This is a genomic window from Streptacidiphilus sp. P02-A3a (assembly GCF_014084105.1).
Taxonomy (GTDB): domain Bacteria; phylum Actinomycetota; class Actinomycetes; order Streptomycetales; family Streptomycetaceae; genus Streptacidiphilus.
The window spans coordinates 7,125,822-7,151,518 of record NZ_CP048289.1; the positions used below are offsets into that span (position 1 = coordinate 7,125,822).

The 25,697-nt window shown below is 67.1% G+C and carries 9 protein-coding genes and 2 pseudogenes; 2 read left to right on the plus strand and 9 right to left on the minus strand.

Annotated features, from left to right (window positions below):
• The first annotated feature begins 28 nt into the window (after positions 1–28).
• Positions 29–1,115 (plus strand): annotated as a pseudogene (locus GXP74_RS29885) (integrase core domain-containing protein).
• A 241-nt stretch (positions 1,116–1,356) separates the two neighbouring features.
• Here GXP74_RS29885 and GXP74_RS29890 read toward each other — a convergent pair.
• The 9 genes and pseudogenes from GXP74_RS29890 to GXP74_RS29930 all read right to left on the minus strand — a co-directional run bounded on the left by GXP74_RS29890 (position 1,357) and on the right by GXP74_RS29930 (position 21,047).
• Positions 1,357–4,452 (minus strand): AAA domain-containing protein, encoded by a 3,096-nt coding sequence (locus GXP74_RS29890; RefSeq protein WP_182454339.1) that lies wholly within the window; start codon positions 4,450–4,452, stop codon positions 1,357–1,359.
• A gap of 141 nt (positions 4,453–4,593) precedes the next feature.
• Entirely contained in the window at positions 4,594–5,760 is a 1,167-nt protein-coding gene (locus GXP74_RS29895; protein WP_182454340.1) for a hypothetical protein, read from the minus strand.
• 54 nt (positions 5,761–5,814) lie between these two features.
• On the minus strand, positions 5,815–6,666 hold the full coding sequence (gene drmC / locus GXP74_RS41130) for a DISARM system phospholipase D-like protein DrmC (RefSeq protein ID WP_225448296.1): 852 nt from the start codon (positions 6,664–6,666) through the stop codon (positions 5,815–5,817).
• Positions 6,663–8,540: a DUF1998 domain-containing protein gene (gene drmB / locus GXP74_RS29905; RefSeq protein ID WP_225448297.1), complete on the minus strand. Its 1,878-nt coding sequence runs from the start codon at positions 8,538–8,540 to the stop codon at positions 6,663–6,665. The genes drmC and drmB overlap by 4 nt, the downstream gene beginning before the upstream one ends.
• The gene (gene drmA, locus GXP74_RS29910; protein ID WP_225448298.1) at positions 8,537–12,058 is read right to left on the minus strand and encodes a DISARM system helicase DrmA; all 3,522 of its coding nucleotides are present in this window, start codon (positions 12,056–12,058) and stop codon (positions 8,537–8,539) included. The genes drmB and drmA overlap by 4 nt, the downstream gene beginning before the upstream one ends.
• Positions 12,059–12,147: 89 nt before the next feature.
• The gene (locus GXP74_RS29915; protein WP_225448299.1) at positions 12,148–16,194 is read right to left on the minus strand and encodes a DNA methyltransferase; all 4,047 of its coding nucleotides are present in this window, start codon (positions 16,192–16,194) and stop codon (positions 12,148–12,150) included.
• 29 nt (positions 16,195–16,223) lie between these two features.
• Complete coding sequence (drmD, locus tag GXP74_RS29920; RefSeq protein ID WP_225448300.1) at positions 16,224–19,517, minus strand: DISARM system SNF2-like helicase DrmD; 3,294 nt, start codon at positions 19,515–19,517, stop codon at positions 16,224–16,226.
• A gap of 850 nt (positions 19,518–20,367) precedes the next feature.
• A pseudogene (locus GXP74_RS29925) lies at positions 20,368–20,841 on the minus strand (transposase); the annotation flags it as partial.
• Positions 20,842–20,879: 38 nt separating this feature from the next.
• A complete protein-coding gene (locus tag GXP74_RS29930) occupies positions 20,880–21,047 on the minus strand; it encodes a hypothetical protein (protein ID WP_182454343.1) in 168 nt (55 codons plus the stop codon).
• Positions 21,048–21,394: 347 nt separating this feature from the next.
• On the opposite strand from GXP74_RS29930, the gene GXP74_RS29935 reads away from it, so the two are divergent.
• The gene (locus GXP74_RS29935; protein WP_182454344.1) at positions 21,395–25,495 is read left to right on the plus strand and encodes a helix-turn-helix domain-containing protein; all 4,101 of its coding nucleotides are present in this window, start codon (positions 21,395–21,397) and stop codon (positions 25,493–25,495) included.
• Positions 25,496–25,697: the final 202 nt, after the last annotated feature.

A 25,697-nucleotide genomic window follows, 5' to 3' on the forward strand; every position in this document is an offset into this window, starting at 1 on the left:
TGTCGGCGGTGACTGGAATGCTGACGTGGTGATCGTGTCCCTGCTGTACCGCGCCGCCCGCACCCTGCTGTCCATACCAGGTGTCGTGCTGCGCCGGGACACCGCCAAGGACGCCGAGCTCCTGGTGCTGCGACATGAGAACGCGGTGCTGCGCCGTCAGCTCAATGGACCAGTCCGCTACGAGCCCGCCGACCGGTTCTGGCTCTCCGTACTGTCCTCACTGATCCCCCGCCGCCGCTGGGCGAACATCTTCCCCGTCACGCCCGGTACGCTCCTGGCCTGGCACCGCAGGCTGATCGCCAACAAGTGGGACTACTCCGCCCGCCGGAGACGCAACGGTCGACCACCGACAGCCACCGCGCTCAAGAAGCTGCTGCTGCGCCTGGCCAACGAGAATCCCCAGTGGGGGCCACCGCCGTATCCAGGGCGAACTCGCCCGGCTCGGGCATCCGATAGCGCCGTCCACGGTCTGGGAGATCCTGACCGCCGCCGGCATCGACCCGGCCCCGCGCCGAACCGGACCAAGCTGGCGACAGTTCCTGACCGCCCAAGCCGAGGGCGTCATCGCCGCGGACTTCTTCCACGTCGACACCGTGCTCGGCACCCGCCTGTACGCCATGGCGTTCCTCGAACACGGCACCCGTCGCCTTCACATCACCGGCGTCACCGCCCACCCCACCGGAGAATGGGCGACCCAGCAGGCGCGCAACTTTGCCGCAGATCTCGGCACCCGCATGGAATCCCTGCGATTCGTCCTGCGCGACCGCGACACCAAGTACACCAAGTCCTTCGATGCCGTCTTCCGGTCCGAGGACATGGACGTTCTGCTCAGCGCCCCACGAGTACCCCGGATGAACGCTCACTGCGAACGGGTGATCAGAACCATCCGCCGCGAAGCCCTCGACCACGTCCTGGTCATCAACGAGGCCCATGCCCGCCGAGTCCTCACCGAATTCCAGGATCACTACAACCGGCACCGGCCACACCAAGCCCGAGCGCAGCGCCCGCCCGACGCCGCCGAACAACCCACCACCATCGAAGACCTCAACGCCCGCAGACTCCTACGCACCCGCTGCCTCGGAGGCACCATCAACGAGTACCGATACGTCTCATGACGTGCAGCGATGACTTTTCGAGCGGTACAGGGGTGGGAAGAAGACGAGAAGCGGAGCGCCGAGGACGAGGCCACTGCAGCCGAGACAATCAACGGCTGGCTCCGTTCTTATGGCAGCCTGGACAATTGAGCTTGCTCTCAAGGAACTTTCACTCGTTGCGTAGAACCCTGTGTCCGCATTCCGGGGCAGTCTCACTGGTAAACCTGAGCAACTATCGGCTCCTCATGGCGGTCGGCGTGGTTTACGCTGTTGGAGGAAGCCAGCGGTGGGCGGCTCTGCGTTTGTCCGGAGTCACCCACCACAGCTTGTTCTGCCTGTCCCACTCCGCCCGCAGTTCGCGCTTGGCTTCGTCTTTCTGGGCAAAGGGGACGTTGAGGTACAACCGACCGTTGATCTCTACGCCCGGCGCGGGTCGATCGGCCGCCGCTCGGGGTCCCGGCGCCTCGGCAGCCGAGCCGGCGGGCGGCGCTGGTACGGCACGCGGTGATCCTGTGGGCACCGGATCGCTGTCAGTTGTCGCAGTGGTGCTCTGGGGCCGGGTAGGTCGCTCCGGGCGGGCCCGGTCGATGATTCGGCGAACCCGCCGACAGGCCGACGTGTCGGTGATGCGCATCATCAGGTCGGTCGGCCCGGAGTTGCTCAGCAGGTTGAGGGATCCGTGCCACAGCACGGACTCGTCGACGATGAGTACCTTCTCGTGCATCCGCTCGCGCTGCTCGACCCTGCAACCCGCAGTACGCAGGTCCTCAACCAGCCGCGCCTTCCAGGGCTTGTCCTGCTTCCGAGTGAACACCGTGACCTGGACGCCACGCGCGGCAAGTTTGCGGAACGGACCGCTCCAATAGTGGACCGGATCGCGGTCGAGGAAGGCGCAGTAGACCTCGATGGACTTTCTGGCCTGGTGCAGATCCCAGGCGACGGCGCGCCCTACCTCGTCTGCGGGAAAGAACGCCGGCCGTGCCAACTCCTCCTCCGATAGCCTGCCCAGGTCAGAGGCACTGCGGATAGGCACGAGCTGGTCGATGGGCAGGCGGACGGCGTGCTGCTCGAGGTGGTCCAGCATCCGCACGACCTCGCTGTGCGGGGCCAGGTGCGCACGCAGGTGTTCCACGTCGGCGACCACAACCACGTGGTCCTGGGCGCGGCTGAGGGCCACGTTCAACAGGCGGCAGGTCTGCGAGGACAGCCCCGTGCCCTCGTAGAAGAACCCCGGCTTCGTCCCGGCCCCGGCGACGGTGTCGATGACGACCAGCGGCCGTTGGCTGCCCTGGAAGCGGTGGACAGTGTCGACCAGGCCCTCGTACTCCTCCCCGAAGCGATGCCCGAGGCTGGAATTGAGCGCTCTGACCTGGTCCCGGTAGGGCGCGATGACGGCCAGGCGGTCGGCGGGCCGCTCATTGGGCGGCAGGTCGGTCCAGTTCCTGCCTGGCAGGACCGCGTCGTACTGGAGCCCTCGTACGAGCTGGTGGATAACCGCCTCATGGACGGTGTTGGACTTGTGGTCGCGGCCCGTGATCCGCCGCGAGGAAGTGTCGACCAGAACCAGCGGCCCGTCCAGCAGCGCTGACGGAGGCAGCCGTGAGCCATCCCCTCGTCCGGTGCGCAGTGGCGCGTCGGGGTAGGCGACGGTGTTCACCAGGCCGCAGATCGAGGAGTCCATGCGGTACTGGGTGTTCAAACCCACCAGTCGGCGATCCTCCAGGCGTGCCGAGCCGGCGGCGGCGACCAGTCCGGCCGCGTGGAAGGCGTCGCGTTCGGCCCATTGGCGCGAGTGCGCGCGTTCGGGCTCGGTGGCCTTGGGATCCTGGCCGCCCTTGGTGATCGCGGGCAGCTGGCGAAAGTCTCCGGCCAGTACCAGGCGCTTGCCGGCGAGACCGGCCACATACCAGGCGGAGGGGAGGTCGACCATCCCGGCCTCGTCGAGGATGACAACGTCTACCCGGTCCAAAAGCTTGCGCGACTGCACGGCCTTCGCGACGGTGGCGCCCTTGACCCGGCACCGGGCGCGCACCGCGTCGGCCAGGCCGCGGCGCTGACGGTCCAACTCGTCCAGCTCCTGCTGGAGCGCGTCGGCCTGCTCGGCCAGGCGCGCTCGCGGTTGTAGCCCGGCCACGCTCGACTGCAGCGCCGTGAGCTGCGGGCCGAGGTCATTGATCAAGGCGGTAGTGGTTTCCTCCTCCTTCTGTGCTCCCTGCTGCTGGTACCAGATTCCGGACTGGACCTGGACGGTGGCAGCCAACTGCCCTTGGAGCTCCTGCAGTCGCACGGTCTTGCGGTTCGCCATCAGGCCCGACGGCGTCCCGATTTCGCCGATCTTGACGCGCAGGTTGGCGGCGTCCGCGTCGAGTTGCAGCAGGGCCCGGGTCGCGTTCTCCAAGGTGGTGAGCGCGTCGGAGTTTCGCTTCCATGCTGCGGTGAGGGCCTCGGTGAGCTCAGCGACCCGGTCGTGCATCCGCAGGTCGGCCCGCACCTCGTCCATCCGGGCCCTGGCCGTGGCCAGCGCTGCGTCGATCTGCTCTCCCAGCCGTCCGGCGATTCTCACTGGGTCGACCTGCCCGCCGTACTTCTGCTCCAGGCTCGCCACCGCGATCTCCCCGGAACGTTGCACCAGCCCGTCAGCGAAGCCCGGCTCGCCCTGGAGCAGGTCGCACATCCGCTCCAGTGCCTGGTCCACCGCGACGTGCGTCGGCGCCAGGAACAGCAGGTTCAGCCCCTGGCGGTAGCAGCCCTCCGCGATGTGGGAGACCACGTCCGTCTTGCCCGTCCCCGGCGGCCCCCACAGGAACAGCACGTTGCTGCCGAGTGCCCGCTCCACCGCGGTGCGCTGGGCCGGGTTCAGCTGGAGTTGGTTCCACCCGGCGATCAGCTGGGCCGGGTTGGCCGCCTGGCCCAGAGTCGGGCTGCCCAGACCCAACACCAAGCCGGCCATGGCGGCATCGACCGGACTGCCAGACTGTCCCGCCGCCTCAAGACGCTCAGCCAGCACCACCCACGTCGAGGCGTCGTCCTCCCGCAGCAGTGCCGAGGCTGGAGCCGGACCGAGATCTACAGCCGTCAGGACCCGAACTGTGCCGTCCGGCAGTCGAGCCGCCTCGGCCACCGCCCATGGCTGCTCGGACCGCTCTAGACGCACCAGCAGCGACTTGCCGTTGAAAGAGTCCCGCCACGACCGACAGGCGAAGAGGTACTCGGCACGTTCCCCACCGCGGACACGGCGGCCAGCGTGCAGGACGATCTTTTCCGAGTCCCTGCTCGCGTCCCGACGGCAGGCTGTGATCTCCGCACGCACCGCCGTCAGCAGCTCCGCCGCCGGCTCAGAATGCTGCTGCTCTGCCATCGGCCCCCCACGATGTCATTTTCCGTACAAGAAGGAATCTTATCTGCCGCAGAAGTGCGACGGAGTTGCTTCGCGTGCAAGAGGTGTCGCCGTCCCCTCATACCGGGAGGGACAGCGATGGTCGGAAGGGATTCTGTAGGTTCAGGGGCCGGCAGGGACGCCGTCCCGCTGCCAGTGCGGAGCTTGCATCGGTGGCCACCGAAGGAGCCCGGCGACGGGCTTCAAGGACCTGGTCACGTCAGCGGCTACGAGTGGATCCGCGTGTGGGTTGATCGACGTCGCCATGCAGGGCGTCAGATGGTTCAGCGGGCAGTGCATCGCTGCCAGCGCCACGAACGGGTCCTCTGGATTCCACTCGGAGGCGAAGGCGGACGGCCAACGGTCGATCGTAGCTTTCGCGGTACCGTCGAGATGGGTGATATCGGCGATCAAGAGAGTCGGCATCCGTCGCGCCTGGGCTCGCTTCTGCTCGCTGCGCAACGGCTGCTGGGCCACGGCGGCCACAGCGTCAAGGGTGTGCTGCGCGCCGGACGTCATGGAGGACACCACCTCCACCCCTGCTCCCATGGGGAGCGGCGTGATCTGCACACGGACCACGAGTGGCGGCACGTCGCGCTCTGGACGGTCAGGGACGACAGCGGAACGCACCAAAACGAACGGCTCGTCCACCATTTTCTCGGCCGCCTCGACGATCGCATCCGCAAGCTGCCTACGCTGGGGAGTCCTGATGCTCGCCGGAGCGCATTCCTCGGCCATGAGGCTGACCTTGATGTCGAGGAGAAGCTCATTCAGGCGGGCCAGGACGTCCATGGCGATGCTGCCCAGTGCATCGGGGCCCCGATGGCTGATCTCTACGCCGACGCGCCGCCCCGAAGGTGCGTCGATCAGTAGGTCGGGCCCCGCCTGTGTGTTGACTGCGAAGTCCAGACCCGCCTCGGCGAAGCTTGCCGCGACAGCCATCTCTGCACGGAGGTTGTAGAAGTCGCCACGGCCGGCCGGGTTCGTCTCCCTAGGCTCTTGGAAGCGGCGACGCAGGTCGTGGAGGCCGTCGGGCGCAGCTCTCTCCAAGATCTCGATCATGGTGTCAAGCGTGGTCAAGATCGGTGATCTCCACCATGCGTAGGGCACTCCGACGGGGATGACTAGTTCGGCTGGTGGGCGGCAATGCCGGAGGAGCGGGTGGTCGGTGAGGCCGTCGAGCCACTCCCGGAGGTTCCGGAGCGCTTCCTCCTCTCCGCCGTCGGGAATCGGCGGAAGGCCAATATCCTGGCCTGTAGTCGTCCTGGAGTACTGGGACTTTCGAGGCATGTTCCTCCTTGTTTCCGTGGGAGAAGCATTGGCTTCGCTCTGGTGCCAACAGTTCTATGAAGCTGGCGGTGGGATCCAGGGCAGGCGGATCAGTGGCGCGTCTGCTGCGTGCATCAGTGCCGCGAAGTGGTCGACCAGGCCGGCGACGGCAGCTGGATCGCGGACGACGGCACCGATCTCCAAATTGTCGTTGTAGGCGTTGTCGGTGAGGTTCGCGCTGCCGAGCAGGGCGGTGGTCCGGTCGGCGGCGATGACCTTGGCGTGCATACTGCCGTGCCTGCCACCGGAGCCGCGGCGCTCGCTGCTGGCCCATTGCCACAGGTGGACATCCGGGTGGAAGCGCAGGTCCTGAAACGCGGAGCGGCCGTCGCTGGCCCCGTGCAGCCTGCCACCGGAGGCACGGGCGGTCTCCAGGACCAGGTCCACGCTGACGCCGCGGTTCGCGGCCGCCTCAATCTCACTGACGATCTCCTGGACGCCGAACGCGGTGTAACTGGTCACCAGGAGCGTGCGAGTGGCAGCCCGGATGACCTCGATCGCGACGGAGGCGGTGAGCCTGATCGGTACTGCGTCACTCACGGGTCCGGAGACGACGATGTCCACGTGGTGAGCGGCGATGTCCTGCTCGTATCGGTTGCTGGCGGCTTCAAGGGCCAGAGCCAGTGCAGCACCCGATGGTTGTGGAACAGCTGTTCTCCACGCGGCCAGTAGTAGTGCGATACGCGGACTGAGTCCCGCGCCCGGGTGTGCGGCGGTGAGCCGGGCCTGGGCGCTTCCATCCGGTCCGGCTATTGAGGGCAGGACGTTGACCAAGGCCGTGAGGTAGGTCTCCGGGAGCGCGGCGACGAGCCCGGAGAGTACCTCGGGGAGACTGAGCACGGCCTCGGAGCTGCCATGGCCGCTCATGCCGGGGTCGCGAAGAATCCGCCCGGCCGACCGCTGAACGTCTCCACGAGCAGTTCGCGGTCCAGGAAGTGGTTGCCCCGCTCGCAGGAGGTCTCAGCGGCGAACAAGCAGGCATGGCAAGCGGCACCGTGCAGGCGGCCATGGGCGGCCGGGTCGTGGTCGGCGCACAGCGGGTCCGAGCCGCACAACCGGGCAGCTTCGAGCGCCTGGTCGATCAACGTGCCGAGGCGGTTCCTCTCGCCGAGGCTCACCAGGCCGCCGAGCGTGCCCTCGCTGTCGGGGGCGGCGGTGTAGAGCAGAATCCCGGCCATCGGATCGGCGCCCTCGCGCGCGTAGATCCGCTCGCCGATGCCGGAGGCACCGTACCCGCACTCGAGAGCGAACTCCCGGATCAGGACGTGGGAGAAGGTGTGCAACAGCAGATAGCGGATGCCCGGCCAGGGCGCGTCGGTACGGCGCTGGTCGCACCACTTCTCGTGGGCCTTCATCAGCGTCCGGGTGCGCCGGATGACATTCGGGTCCTGCTCCCAAGTAGCGAGCCGTCTCTCATCGAATCGAAGGAAAATCCCCTCGCCGCGCGTCTCCGCGCACGGGACCCAGAACGGCGCCGCTGCGGACAGGGGTGCGCGGTTCTCCTCCGAGGCCATGCCTCCGCTGGTCGCAGAACCCCACTCGGGGGCGTCGATCCGGCTGAACCCGTACAGCGCGGAGACCTCGCGCAGGCGCTTCACGAGCCGCACCTGGGTCAGCCAGCCGTGGTGCGGGGCCGGGACGGGTTCGTTACTGACGCTGAAGTCGGGGTGGTTCTGGGGGGTGCCGGTGAAGGCGTTCCATTCCGGCCCGGCGATATCGAGTGCGTCGTCGGCCACGGCTGCGCCGGAGGGTCCTTCACTCTGGCGTCGGGCCATCGCGTCCAGGACCTCGTCGGCGCCGAAGCGTTCCAACTGCGGCCACATCACCTGGGTCGGCAGGACCAACCGCGCGGTCTCGCGCGGCAGCTGCGCCAGTATCTGCAGCCCTGCCCAGTGCTCGGCGACGGCACTGTCCACCGGGTTGTCGGCGTGCGGGAGGGAGAAGACCCTCAGCTGCATGGCGAACCAGCCGTTGGTCGCACCCAGCGCCATGGTCCGGGTCTGCTCGGTGCAGGGCTCAAAGGTCCCCAGGTGCGGGTGGCGGCCCCGGCAGGCCGGGAGTACCTGCTCGCTGCGGATGCCGATGGCCTCGGCCATGGACCGGGCGTTCACATCGCAAGAGCATTCGACGAAGATGTTGGCGGCCTCACCGGTGGTACCGCGCTCTACCAGCTTCAGAGTGTGGTCGTTCCCGTAGGGTGCGCCACGGTGGACGAAGTACATCCATGGAAAGTCGTCCACATGGCCGGCCGGGCAGGCGGAGACGAACCTGGCCGGCACCGCGGTCGGCCGCCTGCGACCGGTATCGCGACAGGAGTGAACGAACCGGGTCTGGTCCGGCGCAAAGCTGTTGGGCAGCAAGTGGAAGAGCCCGGAGTCGGCCGGTGAGAGCCGGTTGCACCGGTTGTCGGTGCAACGCAGCCAGCCCGGGAACACCGCGACCGGGACACCGATCCGGGACCAGGCACCGCTGAAGTCGTTCGGGTCCTCCGGCGTGTAGGGCGGCATTCGCAGGTGCTGGACCTGGGGACCGAGCTTGGTGCGCACAGCCGCGAGCAACCGCTCCTCGGGCACGATCGCCGCCTGCTCCAGCTCCCAGTCATCCAGCCCGAGGATCATCACCGAGAGGTTCGGCAGGTCTGCGACCGCGCCGACGCCGTAGGTGTGCAGCAGCTGACTGGGCCTCAGCTCCCCGACCCGCAGGTCGCTTGCCGGACGCGCTGTGTTTACGGCGCTGGTCACGAAAGGCCCCCTTCGGGTCCGTCGGCGTCCGGGGTCGGGCGCGGGAGGAACGGATGGTGCTCATGGTCGTCGGCACTGCCCGGCGCGGTACGCAGGACCAGCCGGATGCCGGGCTCGACCTCGCGCAGCGAGGTCGGACAGGTTGTGCGTTTCCACTGCCCGGAATCCGGACTGTGGAGCAGCCCGACGATGTCGTCGGCTTTGCCCTTCGCGTCGTAGACGAGTCGGGTCGCCGGGCGGCGCTGCTCGCGCGCCCACAGGTCGAGGATGCTGTCGAGCTCCTCCCGCACCCTGGTCGCCACCGCCCGGTCGCCGGAGACCTCGCCCGCGCGGCGTTCCAGATAGCGGACGATGTGGTCGGCATTGCGGCTGTGCGTGTCGAAAGTCTGCGCGCCCAGATTTCCGTTGTCGCCGGACTCAAGGTTGCGGGCCAGCGCGACCAGTACCCCGGTCAAACCGCGGTCTATGGCACGCTCGGCGAACGGGGTGACCGAGAGGGCTTCGACGTGCCGGTACACGGTCGCGTGGAAGTGCTCGAAGGTCTCGTAGTGGGACAGGTCGCGGGGGCGGGCCCAGTTGAACACGGTGAAGACCAGCCCTGGTGCGGCCCGGCCGACGCGGCTGGTGGCCTGGATGTACTCCGCGGTGGACTTGGGCTGGTTGGCCACGGTCATGACGCCGAGCCGGGAGACGTCGACTCCGACGGCGATCATGTTGGTCGCCAGCAGTACGTCGATCGGCGTCAGCTTGCCGGCCCGAGGAAAGGTGTACTCCAGCTGCTGGAGGATGTCCGGGATCTTCTCAGAGGTGAGGCGCGAGGTGAGCTCTTCAAGGCGTAGTTCGTAACGCCGCGACAGGCCGCGCTCGTTGATCCGCTCCAGTCGGGTGGAGACGTCGTCCTCCACCGACAGCCTCATGCCGCCGAGGTCGCGCAGGCTGTTGAAGTAGCCGACCAGCGTCATGTAGGGGTCGGTCACCGGGTTTCGGCCGTACTTCTTGTGCACAGTCTGCGCCGCGGCGAGAACCGCGACGTACACCCGGATCATCGTGGACTTGGTGCGCACCCCCTGGGCGCAGATCCCGATGTAGCGGCGGCCCGGATGCGACTCGGTGGGCCGCTGCCGGGCGAAGAAACTGTCGCCGATCTCCAGGCCCTGCGGCGGGAACACCTGCGTACGCCGGTCGAACAGCGCATGGATCTGCCGCTCGGCACGCCGGACAGTGGCGGTCGAGGCGATCACCTTCGGCCGCGCAGTCTTGCCCGGCGCGTACTCCCAGGTGGCCAACCTGTCGACGGCAGCCTCGTACAGGCCGGTCAGCGAACCGAGCGGGCCGGAGATCAGGTGCAGCTCGTCCTGCACGATCAGGTCCGGCGGACGCACTTGCCGGGCGGCGGTCATGGTCGCGGCGCGATAGCGGCCCTCGGCGTTGTGGCTGCTCGCCTCCCAATCCTCGTCGGCGGTCTGGGGCGTGACGTAGCCATGCCGGGAGCAGTGCCGCGAGGCCCGCCCGAACAGGGCCTGGGTGCGTCCGTTCCAGGCGAGTTGCGCGAACTTGTCAACGGTCGCGATCACCAGGCTCGGCAGCAGCCGATAGATCTCCTCGTCGACGACGACAACCGGCAGTCCCTCCCCATTCGGGTCGCCGCCGCCGAAGGGGCAGCCGAACAGCTCCGGGCAGCGGATGCGGGTACGGCGCAGGGTCTTGTCGACCTCGATGTCCCGCCCCTTCTCGATCTTCGTTCCGCACCAGGGGCAGCTGGTCAGCTGGTACGGGGTGCCGTTGTTCTGGTTCGGACGGCCACTGGCCCTTCGTACGTCCTTGACCCAGTCCGCGGCCTTGTCGGTCGAGTTCGGGGAGACCTTCCCGCCGACCCACAGCCCGATCCGGAACGGCTCCTCGCCCCAGCACGCCTCGTCCTGACGGCGCAGCACCTCGCATGCACAGATCAGCGCGGTGGCGCGTTGGAACTGCTGGATCGTCAGCAGGCGGAGTGTGTAGCGCATCAGGACGGCCACCCCGTGGACGGCGTCCAGGCCCCCCAGGGCCGGCCGCCGACGACGAATGGCCAGGGTGTACGCGGTCAGACCGAGGTACGCCTCGGTCTTGCCGCCACCCGTGGGGAACCACAGCAGGTCCGCCACCGCCGTGGCGCCGGTGGACCGCTCACGGTGCCCCGGGTCGGTCAGCGCAGGCAGGTTCAGCAGGAGAAACGCGAGCTGGAACGGGCGCCAGGACCGGTTGGCCGGCACGTCCTCAACAAGGAATACCGCATCAGTGTCCTGGGATCCGTCCCGGCGCCGGGAGGCGGCGACCCGGGTGTGCACGCGCTGCAGATGCATCGCACTGTTCGCGAAGCGGAACGCAGCCAGCGCGTCCTCGTCCCCGAGGATCAGCTCGATCCCGGCCTCGATCCGCTTCGCGGCGTGCTCGGCCTGGTCCAGCGTCTCTGCGGCCTGATCGACGTACTCGTCGAGGTGCTGGCCGTCCTGGCCGACCCGCGCTCTGGCCCGCCCTATCCAGGCCCGATAGCCAACCACCAGCGGCATCAGCCCCGCTCTCAACTGGTCCGGCTCGCACTCAGCCAGCACCTTCATATCGACCAGCAGATCCGCCAACTCAGGCAGGTCCGGGTCACTGTCGAACGACGGCGCGTCGGTGTGCGGGATGTCGTACTCCGGCGCGGCCTTGGTCTGCACCGCGACTGCGGTCATCGGGTCGGTGCTGTCGGCCGTCGCATGCACCCCCGACCCGTGCCCCACCGCGAACTCCGGGCTGAAGCGGTAAGCCATCGCCAACCGGCGCTGCTCGCCCCGGTCGGCGACGTCGCCGCCGGAGCCGGGCTCGTGCCGGGGCAGGAACACTGGCGCACCGTCAGGGCCGGTCGCCGAGACCTCGGCCTGGAACACCCAGTGAAGCGCGGAGTTGGAATCGGTCTCCGTGCCGTTGACCAGGAAGAGCGTCACCAGCCAGTCGTCCTGGTAGCGCCGTACCCGACCGCGCAGCACCACCTTCGGGTCATCGTGGTCGAGCACGACCGGCTCCACTCGGCCCTCGACGAGTTTCACCGGCACGCTGCCGGTGTGCGGCTCGCGCCGCCAGATCAGCCTCTCGATGCTCGGGTCCGTCGAGTGACTGCGGACGTAGCGCGCCCACGTCCCGGTTACCTCCAGCCCGGCGGCGTCGCCGCGCACCCGCGCGGTGAACCCGATCGACGACGGGGTCAGACTGGGCACGTTCGGCGCGTTCGGATCCGGCGACCCCTCATCCGCGCCGGGCAGTTCACTGTCGCCGAGCGAGGCGTCCAACTCCTCCGGCACGATCACGGTCCCGTTCGGCGCGAGCCGCCCGAGCATGTACCAGTCCGTCGGAGAGTCAGCGACCTCCTCCAGATCGCCACCGACCGGCCCCAGCAGGTCCCGCACGACGAACTCGGCCACCTCATCGCGGATGGCGCCCAGGGACGGGACGGCCAGGATCGGATCACTCGACGGACCGGAGGGCAACATGTCGCTCATGGGTCACCACGATAGAACGCGGCACTGACAACCCGGGTGGATCGCCAGCACGACGTGGACGACTCGTGACGTCCAGCAGTGATCAGGGCTTACCAAAGCATGTCGTCGCCGGGATCCGCGGTCGGCTTGGGGGCAGTGGTCTTCTTGGGCTTGGCCGAGCCCTTCCCCTTCTTGTTATGGAGACCTCGGCGAAGTTCATCGTCGTAGACAGCGAAGTTGAGCTCCAGAAGGCGGTCGTTCATCTCAATCTGGACGTCCGGGTGGACGGTCCAGCGTTGGCCATGGACGGTCTCGTGGAAGCCGTAGTTGAGGGCGAGCGGCGTCCAGTCGAACTGAGCGGCGAGCGGGTGCGCGAGGTAGGACTCGGACACCGCCTCGTCGATCTCGACGTGAATCTCACGCAGGCGCTGGATGTCGGCGTCGACGTTCGCCGGGTTGTGGACCTCGTTGTAGAGGTCGGTCATACCGAGCTGGGGTGACCGGGTCAATTGGACGTGGCGACGGTAGGTGTCCAGCTCCTCGCCGGCGGCGCGGATGCGCGCGGTCAGCTCCGGCTTCGGGAAGGTATCAAAACCGTCAGAGGGGGTGTAGCGCGGGTCACCCTTGATCGTCGATTCACCCTTGACAGTCCACCAATTGAAGTTCCACGTACTAGTCAGCACAGCAAGCATCGCCACAACGTCGGAAGTATAGAAAACACATAGAGCGTGCGAGAAAACCTGCCCATTTGACACGATGACCGGAAGTCCGTACTTACTATGAAGGCCAATTACGAGAATGCGACTGTGGCGAGAAATAGATGTTCGAAGCTCGGGGCGTGGCCTATGAAATCTCCACCATGCCGGACGGTCAGGGCGGACATCCGCCTCAACCTGGGCAAGGAGGTCTGGAAATCCTTGCGCCTCCTCAAGGGACATGACTCCAAAGTCGATTACCCATCTGACTGCGGTCATATCTGGCCTATTGTTGATCTCGTCAGAGTTTAGAAACGGGAGGATCCTTGCGCTATTCCGAGGATCCTTCGCAACCAAGCGCCGAAAATCAATCTCGTCGAGAATGAAACCCGCACCAGTCACTTGACAGCCCACTGATGCCTGCCCGATGGACTCCGCCAACTTGCGCGAGGCTCCAATAACGCGCGATGGCACAGTGAGACTTGGAGAAATTCCGCGCACTGGATAACCGTCAAGATTATATTTCTCTCCGCACCCGATCCTGCCGACCCACAGCAGAGAGACATGCACACCGGCCTCCCCCGGCCATGCCATAGATTTCACGGCACGCCCGATCTTCAAGCCCTGCGAGTCCATTCGATCCAGTCCCACTTCACGGGAATCCGTCTGCGCGATGGAATTTGTTGCAATTATTCCCTCTCGACCAAGTGGTGCGAGCTCCATGTTACGCAAAAGAAAGTATGTACAGAGATCAGCTCGCCCGCCAGAGCCATTCCCCCTGGCGATCACCTGTCCAATATAATTGAGGCCATCCTTTCCAATTCGAGCACTAGTCTGCACTCCGCCAGAAAAGGGAGGATTGCCCATTACCGCATCAAAGCGGCGGCCACCACGGCTTGATTCGGAGATAATCTCGGGGAACTCAAGGGGCCAATGGAGCGGACGCAAAGGTGAGGTACGAGGGCTGCCAATCGGGCCCAGTAGCCAATCATCAATGATTGAACGCGCCTCAACTTCTGCGGCATTATCACCTCGAAGAGCTCGCTCAACAAGGTCTGCAATAGACGTGAGGCGATCACTATAGGCATCATTAGACCTAGTCGTCGCTGTCGACAGTTTGGCAGCGACAACAGCATCTGCAACAAGACGAAGCTGCCCGGTCAACGCTTCAGCTTCAGCAAGCTTCGCAGCCTTCGCACGGGCGTCCCGGATGTCGGAGACCTCGTGCTCTTCAATATCGCGCCGCAATTTTGCAGCTCGCGAGAGCAGGGGACCAGTCAGCTTATCGATTTCTCCGCTGAGGCGGGCGTTGAGGCGGAAGCCTTCGCTCGGGCTGAGATGGAAAGCTTCGATCTGATCTGCCGTCAGGCAGCCGATAAGTGAGTCCCCGCACCGCAGCGCGTGGTCGACGAAGTTGAACGGACGACCCTTCGCGAGAGTGACCAGCCACAACGACAGCTTGGCCAGCTCCACCGCCATCTCATCGACGTCCACGCCGTACAGGCACCGGTCGGCCACCATGCGGCGGGCTTCGAGGAGCAGGGCGTCGCGGTCCTCGCGCTGCTCGCCGAGGCGCGAGGCGATCGCGTCCGGAATCCCGTCGCGCTCCCAAGCTTCTACGACGCGTTCGGACAAGTACCGGCACGCGGAGACCAGAAACGCGCCGGACCCCATCGCGGGGTCGAGTACCTTCAGTGCCAGGAGCTCCGAGGCGGGGCGCACTCGCCATTCGAGCGGCTGTGTGCCGTCTGCGGGTCGCGGGATGCCGTCGGGTGAGCCGGGCGAGAAGCACAGCGGGTCCAACGTATGCAGCACGATCTCTTCCGCGAGGGCGCGCGGGGTGTAGTGGGTGCCGGAGTCGCGTCGGTCGCCGACTTGAGTGACGATCACCGTCCCCGCAGGGTGAACGATCGGCTCGTCGCGCAGGTCGGAGCGCAGCAGACCGAAGAACGGACGGACCCGTGCTGCGAGGTCGGCGTCATTGTCGCAGGCTGCGTCGAGTTTGCCGATGTCGCCGCCGGTCGGTGAGATCGCGAGCGCCTTGGTGAACTGTGTCGCCGTCATTCCAGCGAGCGTGGTGACTTCCGCTTGAAGACGACCGGCCTCGTTCCAGGCTTCGAGGTCAGTGAGCTTGGCGTCGACCCCCGCCTTCCCCTTAAGGCCCAGGCGTGTCTCCTCCAGCAGGATGGCCGAGTGTTCGAGGAGACCTTCGTAGACATGACCGACCTGTTCGACGTCCAGGCCCTTATAGGACAGTCGTTCCGTCGAGGTGACCTTGCCGGCCGGCGTGGTGCGCTTGAGCTTGATCAGCGCGTCGAGCATGGCAAAGACGACCCGGTCCGTGACTTTCAGCCGCTCCAGCCACGCGAACCGCTTCGGGTCGAACAGTGATCCGCCGTACGCCGGGATCCACATGTCCGGATGGCTGGCTCCGCCGTGGACCGCCCGGAAGGTGGCGAGCAGTGTGGGCCAGGCGGCCTTCCAGCGGTCGGCGATGTCGGCGTCGTCCTGGTCGAGCCGGTCGTAGAGCTTGGTGACCGAGTAGGAGTCGGCGTACAGCTCGTCGCCTGCGGGCAGCAGCCCCTGCTCCTCCGCGTACAGCAGGAAGACGATGCGCATCATGACGGTCAGTGCCGCCCGGTAGACCGTGCGCGGGGCGACCCCCGCCAGCACGGTGCCGCCGGCTTCGCGGTCAAGCCGCGACAGCTCCGCGACCAGCAGCTCGACGGCAGCACGGACCTGCTTGCCGAGAGTCTTGGTGACGGCGGTGGTGTCGTCCGCCGTGCGCGTGAACAGGGCGGCGAGGGCGTCGCTGTCCCTGCCTTCACGGTCCTTGGCGGGCATCGCGGCGCAGTGTGCACCGAGCAGTGAGGCGAAGGCCCGCAGTAGCAGTGGCTCCTCGAACCAGGTGTCCGCGTCGAAGACCGCCACCGATGTCGGCATCGTGGGCCGGGCGTGGACCAGGACCCACAGGCTGCCGTTGGTGAGCAGCGCGAGTGGGACCGCACGACGGCGGCACAGCTCCGCGGCCTGCTCGGCAAGTGACGGCAGGCCTTTCTTGGCTCGGGTTAGGGATTCGTCCCAGGGACGGCGGTAGATCAGGATACGTTCGGCCGCGCCGGGTAGGCCGCTGGTCGGATCGGGCGGCCCCATCAGCAACGCGTCCGGGGCGGTGCCGCCGACCTGGGCCAACTCGCGGGGCAGCAGGGAGCCCTGGCGCAGTGCCTGGCCCCGGTAGCCGAGCAGTTCCTCCAGGACCAGGTGCTGCCAGACGGAGCACAGGGTCGCCGGGTCGCCCTGCAGTTCGGCCCATGCCTGCCGGATCCGCTTCCGCACGGGGGTCTCGACAGCGTCGATGCCCTGCGGGAACGCCTCGGCGAGGACCTTGGCGGAGAGGAACGGGCCGTCCGGGCGTAGCAGGTTGAGCCATTCGGCGTGCTGCTCGATCGGAGTCTGCTGCACGGTCTTCGGGATGAGGGCATGCGGGGGCATCAGCGGCCTGCCTGGTTCGTGTGGGTGCCGGCGACAGTCAGCGAGGCGGGGACGAGGAAGGTGACCGCCACGGGGAAGCGGCGTGCGACCGGGTTCGCGTAGCGGTGGCGCAGGGCTTCGGACTCGGATTCGAGCTGCGCCGGAATGGCGGCGAGCCGCGTCTCCAGCTCCGTGTGGTCCTTGTGGAGCTGTTCGCGTTCCGTGTCTACGCTCAGCAGCGAGTCCTGGTGCCACAGCGCATTCGTGTTCAGGGATTCGCGAATATTGCGTTCGAGCTCGGTCAGGACCGACTGCATGGCCTTGACGTCCTCCTCGCAGCGCTTGTCCAGTACCTTTCCCTGCTTGCGCGCGATCTTGTCGGACTCGTTCTTCAGCGCCTTACCGAGCGGGGCCTCCAGCGCACCCCACATCCCGGTGAGCCGGTCGAGGAACTCTGACGGCGGCGCGTCCTCCGACGCAGCGGCTAGCCAGTGTTCCAACACGTCCGCGTTCTTCTCCACGGACAGCTTGCCGTGTTCGATCATCCCGCCGGCGAGGGCGATCTGCTCGTGCAGGCGCACGCCTCGGTTTCCGGTGAGGACGACCCGGCCGTGTGCGATGACGGCCGGGTTACGCAGCAGGTCGCCGGGCACGATCCGCGCGGTGACACGGGTCAGGTGGGCACCGGGTTCGTCGCCCTGGGACCACAGTTCAGCGCGAAGCAGACGCAGACACAGGTCAACCAGGCGGTGGTTCAGGTGCAGCAGGACGACGTCGGTGCGTCCGGCGTAGTCCTGGTCGAAGGTGACCGGGCGCTGCCTGCCGCTGACCGGGTGCCGCAGTCCGTCGTTACGAGCCTGCGCCCACCCCTCCTTGAGCTCCGGGAGCTTGAAGCAGCGCGCGCCGACGCCCTTGGGCGACGGAGTATCGATCAGGTCCTTGTTATGGGCCAAACGAAGCGCGGTGCGCACTACCCGCTCGATCGTCTCCGGATTCAGGTTCAGTTCGGTGCGGGTTCGGGTCAGCTGCTCCTGCGCCTCCTGCAGATCGTGCGCCAGATTCCGTTCGATCTTCAGCACGGCCTTGCCGGCCCGGTTCTTGATCTCCCGGTCGGTGGTCTGCCAACTGGATCGCCTGCCAAGCATCTTCTGCTCGACCTGGCTGGCGATCACCTCTCCGGCGCTGCCGAGGTCGGTTCGGATCTGGTCGACCTTGCGCACCGCGACGCCGAGGAACGCCATGGCGTCCTCCAGCGTGCCCTCGGTGAAGCCGGTGTCCTCTTCGCGCTCCCGGTCCCAGCCCTCGGGGACGAAGTGCACGATCTCGACTTTCGACGCGGTCTGGCCGTGGCGGTCCACCCGGCCGTTGCGTTGCTCGAGGCGGTTAGGGTTCCAGGGGATCTCCCAGTGCAGCACCCGATGGCAGTGGTTCTGCAGGTTGATGCCCTCGCTTGCCGAGTCGGTGGCGAGCAGGATCCGCATAGGGTCGATGTCCGGGTCGTCCTGGAAGACGTTCTTGACCCGCTCGCGGTCGTCCTTGTCCTGGCCGCCGTAGAGCTGTGCGATGGCCTCGTTCGGGACTCCGGCCCCGATCAGACGCTCGTACAACCAGCGCTGGGTGTCGCGGTACTCGGTGAACACGATGACCCGCTCACCGTTCCAGGAGCCGGTCGAGCCGTCGGCGCCGTTCTGCTGGACGATATCGCGCAGCCAGCCGAGGAACGCGGCGAATTTCCCGTCCGACTGCTCCGCGTTGCGGTCTCCCCAGTCGCGGAGGTCCTCCAGCATCTGCTTCTCGAGCGGAGTCAGCGGCGGAGCGAACCGGCGAGCCGTGACCAGGGCCTCCTGCGCCGCCGTCGCGAATGCCTCGTCGTCCTCGGCCGTCTCGTCCAACTGCCCGATCATCTGTGCGAGGACCTTCTCGGCTGCCGTATACGCGCCGCGGTCGTGGTCACGCTCAGTGTCGTTGCAGTTCTCGCGGGTGAGCATTGTCTTCAGGTGGGTGTCCACCGTGTTGGCGAAGGCCTTCGGGCTGGACAGGAAACGGCGCTTGAGGAGGGTGACGACGAAGTCAGCAGCGCGACTCGGCGCGATGCCCGCGAATGCCGACTGCCCGGAGATCGTCTCGCGGCGGGACTCCGCATACCGGTTGAGCTTCGCGTAGGCGTCGCGCGTGCCGGCGTCGTAGGAGACCTCCAACGGGTGATCGAGGTCTCGGTCGGGGAATCGCGGGCTGCCGTCCCAGTTCGGCGGCAGATCCCGCTTCAGCCGGCGCACCATCACCTGAGCCTTGGCCTCCTCCGAGGGCACCAGGGTGCGAGCGAAGCGGTGGCTGTCGAGCAGGGCCAGCAGCGCGGTGAAGGACTCCAGGTAGCCGTTGTGCGGGGTCGCCGAGAGAAACAGTCGGTGCTCGGTGTGCGGGGCCAGGGTCTTGATCGCATTCGTGCGCTGCGAGTCGACGGCGTACTTCCCCGAGCCGGAGGGCGCGCAGGTGTGCACCTCATCGACAACGAGGAGGTCGAAGGCACGCGGGTACTGGGGCACCGCCGGCAGGACCGAGCGCAGCAGCGCCATCGGGCGATCGCGCTTCAGCCAGTCGATCGAGACGATCAACCGCGGGTAGTGCGTCCACGGATTCGCGTAGAGCCCACGGGACCGGCGCAGCTCCTTCAGAAGCTCCGCGTCCACAATCTTGAACTTCAGGCCGAACTTGTCCCGCATCTCGTCGCGCCACTGAAGAGTGAGTGAAGCCGGGCAGACGATCAGCATCGTTCGCGCCCGATGCCGCAACATCAGCTCCTGCATCACAAGCCCGGCTTCGATGGTCTTGCCGAGGCCGACGTCGTCCGCGATCAGCAGGTTTGTGCGCGGCATCTGCAGCGCCCGCACCACCGGGTCAAGCTGGTAGTCCTCGGGCTTGACCCCAGAGCGGAACGGGGCCTGCAACAACGTCTTGTCCGCCGTCGCCACCGAACCCCAACGCACCGCGTTCAGGAAGGCGTCCAACTTCGCAGGGTCGTCGAACCCGCCCGCAGGGCTGGGCAGCGCGTGCTGCTCACGGGCAGTGGCGCCGGGCTCCAGCTCCCACAGGACGCGGAGCTCTTCGTCGCCGGCATCCCCATCCACTGACACCAGGGAAACCAGGTGCTGCGCCTCCGCGAGCAGAGGGCTTCCCGGCTGCTCAGCCGCGATCGAGGACCGCTCGACCGCCGTTGCCACCCAGTTCCGGTTACGCACCGTAACAAGTTGGCCCACGGTCGGTACCTCGACGTCCTGCACGAGCAGGTCGCCCTCGCGGAGGTCTCCGGTACTCACCTGTGACAACTTCCGCTCCCGAATCGCCCGTCGTTCCCTACATATCCTGTCACGTGCTTGTGCCTCCCCGAGGTACGGCGAAGCTGGTCGGCCACCCCTCAGCCGGCCTCCGCGAGTTGATCGCTACGGATGGGCGCCCACACCTCTGAAACCGGCGCCGAGGCCGATAGCGATCAGTTGTATCGCAGCCTGGCATCCGCCACTGACAGAACCCCTGCTCCCAGTGCCCTACCCGGTCCGCAACGCCGAGCAGTTACAAGTCCGGCACCGGCCTGGCCCCTCCCTCAGCAGCAAAACCAGCTGCACCTTCGAAAGCGTATTCTGCCGCCTCAGGCACTGGGAGGGGATGGTCATGCCGACGCTCGGCTTGCACCGCGACTTCGTCAAGGAGTTCGTGGTCCTGGAATGGCCTGTCCAGAAGCTGGTCGCGGAGGCTCGGGACAAATTCGAGCACTCCTCGGCCACCGGGCAACACCTGGAGAAGCTCAGCCACGGTCGGGACCCGCGGCTCAAGACCATCCGCATCGACGGGTTCTACCGCGGCGTGGTCCTCGCCCCCGCGACCGGTGACAGCTTCCTACTGCTCAAGGTGCTGCCGCACGACGACGCCATCGCCTGGTCACTGACCAGTCGCGCGTCAGTCGACGCCGCCACCCAAGGCATCGAGATCCGTGACGACGTCGCCATCGAGCGCCTAGCCGACGGTCTCACTCTGTCGATGCCACCGGCTTCCGGGCCAGGGCTGATATTCCGCCATGTGTCCGATGCAGACATCGCCCGTCTGGGGGGTGCCTCTATGTCTTTCGTCAAGGCACCCCTGTCGGGTTTGGGGTGGTTCGGGGTTGCTGGTTTATGCGGCGAGCCCGAGGTCCTTCGGCATCCGGGATTCGTAGAAGGTGCCGTCGCGGAGCATCGCGAACAGGACGCCGATGCGTTGGCGGGCGAGGCGGAGGAGGGCTTGGGTTTGGGTCTTGCCGCGGGCTCGTTGCTTGTCGTAGTAGGCGCGGGAGGCGGGATCGGCGTTCATGCAGGCGAAGGCGGACAGGAACATGGCCCGTTTGAGCTGCCGGTTTCCGCCTCGGGGTGCGTGTTCACCGTGAATCGAGGTGCCCGACGACTTTGTCGTCGGCGCGAGTCCGGCGTAGGAGGCCAGGTGTCCGGCGGTGGGGAAACTGGTGCCGTCGCCAACGGTGACCAGCAGGACGGCAGCGGTCCTGACGCCGACGCCGGGCATCGACGTCAGGACATGCGAAAGAGGGAGGCCCTCCAGCAGGGCGTTGATCTGGGTTTCCATCGCCCGGCGCTGGGGGTGGACGGCGGCTAGATGCCACGTGGCGTTCAGCAGCAGCACGTTCTCCGGCTTCAGATCGCGGTGCACGAGTCGCCCTCAAGGTCGGCGAGCGCGGTGACGACGTCCGTCAGGACCTTCACGCACTCCTCCAGCGGAAGCGCGCCGCCGGCGTCCATCAGGTGCTTGCGCAACGACTTGTCGGCGCGCGGCATGACGATCGCGTAATCGTTGCCGTACATGCCGCTGTCGATGATCGGGATGACGTTCCGCTTGCCCGCCCCGTCGAACAGCAGCTCGCGGCTGGTGCCGGGCCGTTCGCGATCAGTTTGGTCGCGAACGGGTCGCCGTCAGTGGACTCGGCGAGGAACACCTTGCCGTAGGTGCCGCCTGCCAGGAACGAGCCGAGCACCCGTTCGTGCTTGTCGAGCTTTAGCCTGGTCATGAACAAACCCCTCGTCCTGCTCCACCGCTGGCAACGTCGTCTCAGGTCCGGACGTGTCGGAAGATAAGGCTATTAGCGACCGATTGCTCCGCGACCACAATCGACATTCAATGACCGTAGCATATGGAGTGCTACGGTACTGGCGTGACGGAACTGGGCTTTGGTGCGGTGGTGCGACAGGCGCGGCTTGCGCATGGCTGGAAGCAGGCGGACCTCGCCAAGCGCGTCGGTATGAGCCAGCGCGCGGTGAGCAACTGGGAGAGGGGCGCGGCCGAGCCGGACGACGCCGTCCGGGACCGGGTGCGTGCTGTACTGGGGCTGCGCGACCCAGCCGCGGCGGGGGCAGTGCGCGCTGAGCCTGTCTATCCGGGGCGTGCCCTGGTCGGCGAATTGCCGTTGGATCGGCTGAGCCCGGAGGACTTCGAGGAGTTCATCGCCAACCTCGTAGCAGCCTCTTATCCTGGGACGTTCGTCAGCAGGATCGGGAAGACCGGACACACGCAAGGCGGGTACGACGTGCACGTCGAATCCTCGGGCGCGCTAGTGGTCGGGGTGCAGTGCAAGCGCGAGGCGCAGTTCGGGCCGAAGAAGGTCGCCGATGCCGTCGACGAGGTCCGTAAGGCCGCCGCGAAGGAGGGGGCCGAGCCGGTCGGCGTCTCAGTCATTGCCTTGTCCCGGATCGCCAGCCCGGACGCCCGCAAGGAGATGCGCAAGCATCCAGGCTGGGAGCTATGGGACCGGAACGATCTGTCGCGCAAAGTGCGCGACCTAGGCTTGGATCGCGCGATCCCCATCGTCAGGCAGTTCTTCCCCCTGATGCTGACCGACTTCCTCGGCGTCGTGCGCCCCGGCCCCTGGCTGGGCGACCGGCAGTACATCGACCGCTGGTACACCGACAACATCTACACGCACCGCTGGCGCCTGGTAGGTTCCCCCGACGCTGTCGACACCCTCGCCGGATTCGCTGCCCGCAGCCGGGGCAGCATCAGGCTGTTGACCGGCCTCGGAGGCTCGGGAAAGACGAAGGTGTTGACGGAGGTGTGCCGTCGCGCTGCCGCGGGCAAAGTCGCCGTCCGGATTCTGGAGCCCGACGCCGAGGTCGAGCCCGAGTCCTTCGAGCAGTTGCCCAGCGGCGCCCTGCTGGTCATCATCGACGACGCCCACGACGAGAACGTCCCGCTGGGCAGGGTCGTCGCCGGCGTTCAAAAGGCGAACCCGCAGGCGAATATCCTGGTGTCGCTGCGACCCTATGGGGTCGCGTACGTGCGCGCCGAGCTGCGCCGCGTCGGCTTTCACAGCGCCGACACGCCGGAGGTGAAGGTTCCAGGGCTGGATCTGGAGGCCGCGACGGAGCTCGCGTGTGAAGTGCTGGAGGAGTCGTTGCGTCACTTCGGCCCGCAGTTGGCCGCCGCCGCTTCGGACTGCCCGCTGCTGATCACGACCGGGGCCGCGTTGGTCAACCGCGGAGAGCTGAACCCGGAAGGATTCCAGGACGATCAGCGGCTGCACGCCGAGCTCATCGACCACCTCGCCGAAGCGTTGACCGCGCAGTCCGAAGCCGACAGTCCGGCACGCCGGAACGTGCTCACCGCGCTGGCTGCCTACCAGCCGGTCGATCTGTCCGATGCGCAGACCCGCACCTCCCTGGAGCAGCTGACCGGCTTGGACTTCGCCCAGACCGGGCCACTTGTGTCGGACCTGGAGGACGCCGGGCTGGTGCTGCGCCGCGGCGCTACCGTGCGTGTAGTGCCCGACCTACTGGGCGACGCGCTGCTGAGCCGGGCGGCCCGCCACCGTGGAGCGGAGGTGCCGACCGGGTACTTGGACAAGGCGCTGAGTGCAGCGCAGGGCGCTGCGGTCCGGAACCTGATCGTCAACGCCGGGCGGGTCGACTGGCAAGCCGCGGGCAGCGGCCCGAACGGCTCCGGCCTGATCGAGCCGCTGTGGGAGCTGGTGGAGGCCGCGTTCCGCGACAGCGATGCCGCCGACCGCGCCGCCACCCTGGAATTGGTCGCCAAGATCGCGTTTTACCAGCCGCGCCGGTCCCTGCAGCTGGTGCAGTGGGCGATGGCGCACCCGGCGGAGCCGGCCAGCAAGGATATCGGGTTCGGATTCACCCACGCCTTCACCGACGACGACGTCCGTCAGGCGTTGGCACAGGTCCTGCGCCCGATTGCCTGGTACTCCGAGCTGTTCCCGAAAGCCGCCGAGCTGCTGTGGACTCTGGCGGCCGGTGACGGGCGCGAGCCCCACCGGTTCCCCGACCACCCCCGGCGCGTGCTCGAGGAGTTGGCGTCCTTCACCCGTCAGGGCCCGACCTGGTACCAGCGGACGCTGGTGGGACTGGTTGACCGCTGGCTGAACCGGGATCAGGGCACCGTGATCAGCAGCCCGCTGATGGTGCTGGGACCGCTGCTGGCCACCAGCGGCCACGATGAGCAGTGGACACCAGGCACCCTGGTTTTCCGGCCCTACGCCCTGATCCCCACGCCGCAAGTCCTCGAGCTGCGCTCCGCCGTCCTCGACCTCGCCTTCGAACAGCTGGGCGGCGACCGCCCGGACTGGGCCGCCGAGGCAGCTGGCCTCATCGGGGCCGCGTTCACGCTCGCCCCCGCCGGCTTCGGCTTGACGATCAGCGAAGAGCTGCAGCAGGACTGGTCACTACACTTCGCCGAAGTGCTTCAACGCCTGCACGATTTCCTCACCGAACACTCGCTGGGCCCCACGATGCTTGTTGCCGTCCGCGGCTACCTCCAGTGGACCGGTGAATACGGGCCCGAGCAACTGCGCCGCCGCGCCCAGGCCATCACCAAGGACATGCCGACGACCGCGAAACACCGGCTGGCCCGCGCCCTTCACGGCGGACCCGTCAACCCAGTCGACAACCCCGATTTGGCCGTTCGGGACCAGCTGCAGCAACGCCTGTTCACCGACGCCGTGTCCGGCATCGCCGACTGGCCGGACAAGCAGGTCACCCACCAGATCAACGCACTGCTGCGCGATGAGCGCGCGGTATTCGGCCCCGATACCGGCCGGTCTCGCCCCTTCATCTGGGAGCTGATCACCAAGCGGCCCTCGCTGGGCCCGGGCTTCTGCACGCACGCCGCAGCCGAACCCGAAAGCCCGCTGCGTCCCCTGGTGTCGATCGCGCTGTGTGCTATGGGCCAGGCCGGACAGCCCGAAACGGTCGAACTGGGCCGGCGGCTTGCCGACGACGACGTCGAACTGGCCCGGCAGGTGGCGCACGCCGTCGGGCTGCAGCGCGGGCGCAACACCCTGCTGCCCGGCGAGGCCGACCTGCTCAAAGCCCTTGCGGGTGACAGCGACCCCGTCGTCGCAGGCGCAGCGGTCGGCGCCGCGCGCTACCTGGCCACCGCCGGGCACCAGGAGCTCGCCGTCGAGCTGCTGTTCGCAGCACTTCCGCACACCGGGTTGCATCAGATCGCGCTGGCATTCGGACCGCAGCCGTACGCCACACTGTCCTGGGCGTCGCTGCCCGAGCAGCAGAAGACAGCAGTACTGCGGGCACTCGCTGCCTGTTCCTCGATCGAGGACTACGAGACCGGCCAGCTCCTGATGCAGATTACGCTTACAGACCCGGGTAGCGTCGTCAAGGTACTCCAGCGCCGCGTGGAACTCGCCGAGCAGGACCGGCCGGCGGAGTTCACGCCACTGCCTCACGTCTGGCACACGACCCTGCCGTTCCGCGAGAGTACGCAGCTTCCCGAACTGCTGCGACAGGTCCGCGAGTGGCTGGCCGCCGCTCCCGGATCAGCGTGGCGCGCCTACTTGGGCAGCGAATTGTTCGCGCTGGTCGCGGGGCCGTTCGATGCGCAGACGTTGAAGGTCATCTACGACTATGTCGACCACCCGGACCCGGCGAAGATGCAGGTGGTGGCGGTCATGCTGCGAGGCGCGCCGCAGGAGCTTGCGTGGAACACCGACGCCGTCCGCCGCATTCTGCGCGCAGCCGACCGGTGCGGCCCGGAGAGCCTAGCCTTGGTGCAGTCTGCACTCATTGACGTCGGCGTCCATAGCGGGCGCCGCAGCATGGCCGGAGGGCCGTTCGCCGCCGAGGCTGAGGTGCACGCCCGGGCGCGGAAACTGGCAGCAACATGCCTGCCCGGAAGCATTGAGGAACAGTTCTACCGAGACCTGGCCGACTCGGCTGCCAGCTCGGCGGACGCCTGGGCGGCGCTACGCGAGGCATCGACCCCGCCTGACGACCGCCGGAACTGGGGTTGAACGCCGACATTATGGTGTCCTTGAATCCCGTTCAGCTGCGCGCCACGTCGAGCGACGAGTTGTCGAATGCCATGACGGGCATGGCCGAGGCGAAGTAGCCATAGAGAACGCCCATGGGCACATATCATCGCATCCACTGCTGACATTCCGAGGCCACCCGAGGCAGCTCCCCCGCACAGTCGCAGCCACCACAAACTCAGCC

Bases quoted from the DNA above. Each gene is read 5' to 3' on its own strand.
- GXP74_RS29890 (WP_182454339.1), bottom strand. From the start codon at position 4,452: ATGGCAGAGCAGCAGCATTCTGAGCCGGCGGCGGAGCTGCTGACGGCG.
- GXP74_RS29895 (WP_182454340.1), bottom strand. From the start codon at position 5,760: ATGCCTCGAAAGTCCCAGTACTCCAGGACGACTACAGGCCAGGATATT.
- drmC (WP_225448296.1), bottom strand. From the start codon at position 6,666: ATGAGCGGCCATGGCAGCTCCGAGGCCGTGCTCAGTCTCCCCGAGGTA.
- drmA (WP_225448298.1), bottom strand. From the start codon at position 12,058: ATGAGCGACATGTTGCCCTCCGGTCCGTCGAGTGATCCGATCCTGGCC.
- GXP74_RS29930 (WP_182454343.1), bottom strand. From the start codon at position 21,047: ATGTACGGCAACGATTACGCGATCGTCATGCCGCGCGCCGACAAGTCG.